Genomic DNA, 6,841 nt, shown 5'->3' with positions numbered 1-6,841 from the left:
GGGCGGGGGGGGGGCGCGCCCCCCCCCCCCCCCCCCCCCCACCACTGCAGAAGGTCCCAGATGAGCGCTCCGGTCACCCCTCGCCCAGCCACCCACGGCGGCAGCGAGACCCTTGGCCAGCAGCTGGAGCTCGACATCTCCGGCATGACCTGCGCGGCCTGCGCCAATCGCATCGAGCGCAAGCTGAACAAGCTCGACGGCGTCACCGCCATGGTGAACCTGGCCACGGAACGCGCACTCGTGCAGGGACTCGGGCCCGACGATGCCGAGCTGGCCATCGCCACCGTCGAGAAGGCCGGCTACGGCGCCGCGGTGCACGACGACGAGGACGACACGTGGACCCAGCGAGCCGCCGAGGAGCGCACCTCCTCGCTGCGGCGACGGATGGGAGTCGCCGGCCTGTTGAGCATCCCCCTGATGTCGCTGACCCTGCAATTGGCCCTGGTGCCCAGCGTCCGCTTCCCGGGCTGGCAGCTGGTGTGCGTGCTGCTCGCCCTGCCGATCGTCACCTGGTGCGCCTGGCCCTTCCACCGCGCCACCATCCGCGGCATCCGACACCGCTCACTGAGCATGGACACGCTGATCTCCCTGGGTGCGACCGTGAGCTTCCTGTGGGCGCTGTGGACGCTGAAATATCCCGCCACCGATGCCGGCTGGTGGCTGGGCTTCGGCACCACGCCCGCGGGCGCCGACGCGGTCTACCTGGACGTGGCGGCAGGCATGGTGACCTTCCAACTGGCGGGGCGCTACTTCGAGTCCCGCGCCCGACGCCGGGCGGGTGAGGTGCTGCACGCGTTGGGCAATCTGGCCGCCAAGGAGGTGCGTCTGCTGCTACCCGACGGCTCCACGCAGACCGTGCCCGCCGACCAGTTGCAGAGGGGACAGCAGTACGTCGTGCTGCCCGGCGAGCGGCTCGTCGCGGACGGCACGATCATCGAGGGCAGTTCGACGATCGACACCTCCGCCATGACCGGCGAGTCCATCCCGGCCGAGACCGGGGTGGGCGACGCGGTGCTGGGCGGCACCACGAACCTCACCGGCCGCCTGGTGGTCACGGCCGAGGCTGTGGGTGCGCGCACCCGACTGGCCCAGATGGCAGCCATCGCCGACGAGGCCCAGCGGCGCAAGTCACGTGCGCAGAAGTTGGCCGACCGGATCACCCAGTACTTCGTCCCGGCCGTCATCGTGCTGGCCATCGTCGTGGGCATCGCCTGGTATCTGGCGACGGGCTCCGGAGCCCGCGCGCTGGCCAATGGCGTCGCCGTACTGATCATCGCCTGCCCCTGTGCCCTGGGCCTGGCCACTCCCACGGCGCTGATGGTGGGGGTTGGCCGCGCCGGTCAGCTCGGCATCCTGGTGAAGGGGCAGGATGCGCTGGAGTCCTCGGGCAGGATCGACACCGTCGTGCTGGACAAGACCGGCACGCTGACGACGGGCCGGATGGCCGTGACGAATGTGGTTCCCGCGCCCGGCCTGACCCCCAGCGACGTCCTGGTGCCCGCCGCTGCGGTGGAGCGCAGCTCGGAGCATCCCATCGCGGCCGCCATCGTCACGGTGGCCGACGACCTTGCGGCGATCACCACCAACGACGAGCACCGCGGCGCGCAAGACCCCGCGCCCGTGGTGACCGACTTCCGCGCGCTGCCGGGATGGGGCGCCCGCGCCCTGGTGAACGGCCAGGAGTGCGTGGTGGGTCGGCTGGACGCCCACGCCAGCTCGGCGAGCACGACATTCCCGGCCCCCGAGCCTGCCGAGGGGTGGGCCGTGGACGCCATCGAGATGGCCGAACGAGACGGTTCCGTCGCCGTCGCCGTTCGTCTGGACGGCCGTCTGCTGGGGGTCATCAGCATGGCGGACCAGATCAAGCCGAGCGCCCAGCGCGCCGTCGACCGTCTCAAGGAGATGGGACTGCGCACGGTCCTGCTGACCGGGGACTCGGCGCTGGTGGCGCGTCACGTCGCCCAGCAGCTGGACATCGACGAGGTGCGCGCCCGCGTGTTGCCCGACGAGAAGTCCACCGTCGTGCAGGAGCTGCGCGATGAGGGCCGCAATGTGGCCATGGTGGGAGACGGCATCAACGATTCGGCGGCACTGGCAACCGCCAATCTGGGCATCGCGATGGGTCAGGGCACCGAGATCGCGATGAAGAGTGCCGACATCATCATCGTGCGTGATGACCTGCGCACCCTGGTGGACGCAATCCAGCTCAGCCGTCGCACGATCTCCACCATCAAGATGAACCTGGTGTGGGCCTTCGGCTACAACGTGGCCGCCATCCCGATCGCCGCCGCCGGTCTGCTCAACCCGCTGATCGCCGCGGCTGCGATGGCCTTGAGCTCGGTGCTGGTGGTCACCAATTCGCTGCGACTGCGCACCTACGAGCCGCTGGAGTGAGGCGGGGTCCGCAACCACTGTCCAGCACCGCCATTCCTCGCCCACCCCGCTGGGCCACGAGGGACCACGAAGGGCCGGACACGGAACCAGGGCCCACACCGTGATGGTGTGGGCCCTGGGCCATTCAGAGTCTCAAGCCCCTAAGGGCCGTGATCACTTGGCGGCGGTGACGTTCACGGGGATGTGAGCGGTCACGGCCTCGTGCAGCTTGATGCCGACGACGTGCGAACCGGCCAGCTTGATCGGCTTGGCGATCTCGATGGAACGCTTGTCGATGGCGGGGCCACCGGCAGTCTTGATCGCCTTGGCGATGTCGGCAGCGGTCACGGCACCGAAGAGCTTGCCCTCGGCGCTGGCGGCCTGGGCCGCGTAGGTGACCTCGATGCCCTCGAGCTGCTTCTTGACCTCGTTGGCATGCTCGATGCCACGGATCTCACGGGCATCACGAGCGCGCTTGATGCCCTCGATCTGCTTCTCGGCGCCGCGGGTCCAGCGGATCGCCTTGCCCTGGGGCATCAGGAAGTTGCGGCCGTAGCCGTCCTTGACCTCGACGACGTCGCCGGCAATGCCGAGCTTCTCGACGGGTGCGGTGAGAATGAGCTTCATCAGTCAGACTCCTCTTTCTCAGCGCGCGGTGGACGCGTAGGGCAGCAGGGCGAGCTCACGAGCGTTCTTGATCGCGATGGCGACCTTGCGCTGGTCCTGGACCGAGAGGCCCGTGACACGGCGCGCACGGATCTTTCCGCGCTCGGAGATGAACTTCCGCAGGGTCGCGGCGTCCTTGTAGTCGACGTTGTCGATGCGAACCGACTTCATCGGAACGATCTTCTTCTTGTTCACAGGCTTGCGCTGTGGACCGGCCATTGTGGTGCTCCTCATCTGCGGGAGTTCTCCCGCGAGCCCGGCTCTCGCCGGAATGTGCCTTCCCAACTGGGAATGGTGTTCTTGGTACTGGATGGGCTACTGAGCGAGTGGGGGCCGTCTCACTGGCCCCGGTCGATCAGAACGGGGGCTCGTCGCTCTGGGCCTGTGCCCACGGATCGACGCCGCCACCGCGATTGTCTCCACCCTGGCCCTGGGGTGCGGACTGCCAACCACCGCCGGCGTTGCCGCCGCCCTGGTTGCCCCAGCCCTGGTTGCCACCGCCGGCATTGCCGCCGCCGTTGTAGCCACCACCCTGGTTGCCACCCTGCCAGTTGCCCCCGGAATTGCCGCCCGACGTGCGGGTGACCTTCGCGGTGGCGTACTTCAGGGAGGGACCGACCTCTTCGACCTCAACCTCGAAGACGGTGCGCTTCTCACCCTCGCGGGTCTCGTAGCTCCGGCTCTTCAGGCGGCCCTGGACGACGACACGCATCCCCTTCTGCAGGGATTCGGCGACGTTCTCGGCGGCCTGACGCCACACCGAACAGTTGAGGAACATGGCCTCGCCGTCACGCCACTCATTGGTCTGACGGTCGAACTGGCGCGGCGTCGACGCGACGGTGAAGTTCGCGACGGCGGCACCCGACGGGGTGAAGCGCAGCTCGGGGTCGGCGGTGAGGTTGCCGACGAGGGTGATGGGAGTTTCGCCTGCCATGTTGGTCTCCGTTGGATCGGACGTGTGGACTGATGGGAGTCACGCTGCCAGTTGCCACCGACAGTTTTCCATCCCGCACCAGTCCGGGGAATGCATTGGGTGTTGTCCGGGTGTTGCCCGGACGGTCAGACGTCAGCTGAGCAGGGCTCAGTGAGCGTCAGGACGCATCACCTTGGTCCGCATGATCTGCTCGTCGATCGTCATCAGACGATCCATTTCCTTCACGGCGGCCGGCTCGGCGGTCACGTTCAGGACGACGTAGATGCCTTCCGGCTTCTTGCGGATCTCGTAGGCGAGGCGACGCTTGCCCCACACATCGATGTTGTCGACGGTGCCACCGGCCTCGGTGATCGTCTTGGTGTGCTTGTCCATCAGGGGAGAAACCTGACGCTCGTCGACGTCGGGGTCAATGATGACCACAATCTCGTACTTGCGCATACGCGTACTCCACCTCCTCTGGTCTCAACGGCCATGGGTCGGTCCCATGGCAGGAGGGCGTGTGCCGTGGACATCCAGCTTCGGGCGCTGGCGTCCAAGGGACCACGATACCGGGTGGCACCCCCGTCGACCGAATCGGGCAGGCGACGCGGGGGGTGGGCCCCCTTCCCAACAGGAAGGCGGACCCACCCCACGTCGGGATGGCCGGTCAGCGGCTCAGGCGCCAACCGTGAAGCCAGGCCTGACCGAGGTCAGCGTCCGAGGTGACGACACTGGTCCTCGGCATTGCCCTCGACGGTGTTCTGACCGCCGGTGGGAGCCGGACGGTTGCTCTTGCACTGCAGGTTGCCGTCGACGACGTTGTACGCCGCGTACTGGGCGGCGCGGTTGCCGAACAGCTGGATGTCACCGTCGACGCGGTTGCCGGCCAGCCAGGCAGCACCGCCGTCCTCCAGCTGGATGTTGCCGTCGACATAGGCATTGGTGGTGGTGACGCGGGCATGGCCCTCGCCCTGGATGTTGCCCTCGACGTAGGTGCCGTTGACCGTGACGGTCGCTCCGTCGTAGACCTTGATGTCACCGTCGACGCTGCCGCCGTTGATGGTGCAGGTGGCCCCCTTGGGCACGATGACCGATCCGCCCACCGAGCGGTTGGTCAGGGTGCCGCGGCACCGCAGGTCGTCAGCCTGGGCATCGAGCGCCGGAACCCCGGCGAACAGCACTGCCCCGATGGCCATCGAGACGGCCAGTCCAGTCTTCTTCATGCCTACTCCTCCGAGTCTTGACGGGCCCCTGTGCCCGTCCACTGCAAGCCAACGAGATGACCATGACGACCCCGTGAAGAATCGATGAGGAATCCTTCATCCACTGGATCGGATCACCCGTGGAGTTCCCCACTGAACACGCCGGCAAGGGACTGCCCCCGCACCTTCCCCAAAGGGAGGCGCGGGGGCAGGAATCCGGACGGGAGGTGGCGCTCAGCCAAAGGCCTTGATGCCGAACCAGCTGGTGCCGGACAGTTGCGCCGCACCCCACGAGGTGCCCTGGTTGCGGTAGGTGTAGAGATTGCCGTCACGACGACGCCCCACCAACTCCGCACGACCGTCGCGGTTGTAGTCACCGGGGGTGAAGGCCGCCGTGAAGGTGTTCCAGCCGTGCCCGGTCTTGCGAACACCGGCAAAGCCACCCGTGGACGATGCGAAGTAGACGCGCATCACGCCATCCTTGGCGATGGCCGTCAGATCAGATCGACCGTCTCCGTTGAAGTCACCCGCGCCAATCAGGAAACTCATGCCGTCCCAACCATGGCCGATCTGCCGAGCCGGCGAGACCGTCTTCGTCACGGTGTAGCGGAAGAGTCTGCCGTCGGCGCGGCGGGTCACCATCTCGGTCCGGCCGTCGCGGTCCATGTCTCCGACGATGGTCATCAGCTGCATGCCGCCCCAGCCACTGCCCACGCGGGTACCTCCGGAGAAGCCCTTGTTGATGCCACCGCTGTAGCGGTACAGGACACCACTGCTGTTGCGGGCGAGGAGGTCGGAGACGCCGTCGCCCGTCACGTCGGGCATGACCCCGATCCAGTTGAATCCACCCCAACCCTTGCCGACGATCCGGCCGGAGCTGAGCTTGCCGCTCGCGCTGCCGGGGTAGACGCGCAGATTGCCCGCGCTGTCGATGGCCACCACGTCGGCGATCCCGTCGCCGGTGAAGTCACCCTTGGTCTTCTTGGCTGGGCTGGTCGTGGTGGTGCGCGGACGCAGGGCGCGGCACTGGTCCTCCGCAGTGCCACGCACGGTGTTGCCGCTGCCAGTAGGAGCAGGAACATTGCTCTTGCACTGCAGGTTCCCGTCGATCACATTGCGGGTGACGTCCTGGGCTGCGCGGTTGCTGAACAGCTGGATGTCGCCGTCGACGCGGTTGCCGGTCAACTGGGCAGCACGGCCCTGCTTGAGCTGGATGTTGCCGTCCACCCGGGCATTGGTCGAGGTGACGCGCGCGTGCCCCTCACCCTGGATGTTGCCCTTGACGACGGTGCCGTTCACGGTGACGCTCGCCCCGCCGTAGACCTTGACATCGCCGTCAACCGTGCCGCCATTGATGGTGCAGGTGGCCCCCGTGGGCACGACGACCGATCCGCCGATGGACCGGTTGGACAGCGTGCCCCGGCAGGTCAGGTCATCAGCCAGCGCGTGGGGTGCCGGCATGCCGGCGAAGACCAGTGCTCCCAGGGCCGCGGCAGACGCGGCAGTGCTGAACTTCTTCATGCTCACTCCTCGGGTCTCGACGGGCTCGATCCCGCCTGCACCCAAGCCAAGCCAGCAGCCATGAAGTCAACGTGAAGAAGTCATGAGGAATCCTTCATCGAACGTGATTCTCAATGTGCCATGGAAAATCACGAGGGTAACCACCCGAAGGGAGTCCGACTCCGAC

General features: G+C 67.3%; 7 protein-coding genes. 1 reads left to right on the top strand and 6 read right to left on the bottom strand.

Features of this window, described 5'->3' with window-relative positions:
- Positions 1–60: 60 nt before the first annotated feature.
- The gene (locus ACTQ49_RS12710) at positions 61–2,394 is read left to right on the top strand and encodes a heavy metal translocating P-type ATPase (protein ID WP_441828211.1); all 2,334 of its coding nucleotides are present in this window, start codon (positions 61–63) and stop codon (positions 2,392–2,394) included.
- Positions 2,395–2,547: 153 nt separating this feature from the next.
- Here the strand turns inward: ACTQ49_RS12710 and rplI are convergent, their stop codons facing one another.
- From rplI to ACTQ49_RS12680, 6 genes are all read right to left on the bottom strand, one after another.
- Positions 2,548–3,000 (bottom strand): 50S ribosomal protein L9, encoded by a 453-nt coding sequence (gene rplI, locus ACTQ49_RS12705; RefSeq protein WP_441828210.1) that lies wholly within the window; start codon positions 2,998–3,000, stop codon positions 2,548–2,550.
- An 18-nt stretch (positions 3,001–3,018) separates the two neighbouring features.
- The gene (rpsR, locus tag ACTQ49_RS12700; protein ID WP_094765601.1) at positions 3,019–3,258 is read right to left on the bottom strand and encodes a 30S ribosomal protein S18; all 240 of its coding nucleotides are present in this window, start codon (positions 3,256–3,258) and stop codon (positions 3,019–3,021) included.
- Positions 3,259–3,394: 136 nt separating this feature from the next.
- A complete protein-coding gene (locus ACTQ49_RS12695; RefSeq protein WP_441828209.1) occupies positions 3,395–3,973 on the bottom strand; it encodes a single-stranded DNA-binding protein in 579 nt (192 codons plus the stop codon).
- 147 nt (positions 3,974–4,120) lie between these two features.
- Positions 4,121–4,411, bottom strand: coding sequence for a 30S ribosomal protein S6 (gene rpsF, locus ACTQ49_RS12690; protein ID WP_342090237.1), 291 nt, complete (start codon positions 4,409–4,411; stop codon positions 4,121–4,123).
- A gap of 251 nt (positions 4,412–4,662) precedes the next feature.
- The gene (locus ACTQ49_RS12685; protein ID WP_441828208.1) at positions 4,663–5,175 is read right to left on the bottom strand and encodes a hypothetical protein; all 513 of its coding nucleotides are present in this window, start codon (positions 5,173–5,175) and stop codon (positions 4,663–4,665) included.
- 213 nt (positions 5,176–5,388) lie between these two features.
- Complete coding sequence (locus tag ACTQ49_RS12680; RefSeq protein ID WP_441828207.1) at positions 5,389–6,675, bottom strand: FG-GAP-like repeat-containing protein; 1,287 nt, start codon at positions 6,673–6,675, stop codon at positions 5,389–5,391.
- Positions 6,676–6,841: the final 166 nt, after the last annotated feature.

The sequence above is a fragment of the Luteococcus sp. Sow4_B9 genome (assembly GCF_052116585.1).
Taxonomy (GTDB): domain Bacteria; phylum Actinomycetota; class Actinomycetes; order Propionibacteriales; family Propionibacteriaceae; genus Luteococcus.
This window is presented reverse-complemented; position numbering and strand designations above follow the sequence as displayed.